A 200-nucleotide genomic window follows, 5' to 3' on the forward strand; every position below is an offset into this window, starting at 1 on the left:
TGCACGCTAGACGGCTACATCTGAAGCAATCTGTAATATTAAGACTGTACAGAATTAATATAAGCGACAGCTTCTTTTACTGTGGTGATCTTTTCAGCTTCTTCATCAGGAATTTCACATTCAAATGCTTCTTCCAGTGCCATAACCAGCTCAACAGTGTCCAGCGAGTCAGCACCCAGATCATCAATAAATGAAGCATC

The 200-nt window shown here is 41.0% G+C and carries 1 protein-coding gene; it reads right to left on the reverse strand.

The features are described 5' to 3' along the window. Window positions 1-38: 38 nt before the first annotated feature. On the reverse strand, window positions 39-200 hold a 162-nt coding region (acpP, locus tag B2337_RS09455; RefSeq protein ID WP_292742592.1), incomplete at its 5' end, for an acyl carrier protein.

It is taken from the genome of Methylophaga sp. UBA3192 (assembly GCA_002363955.1).
Lineage (GTDB): Bacteria > Pseudomonadota > Gammaproteobacteria > Nitrosococcales > Methylophagaceae > Methylophaga.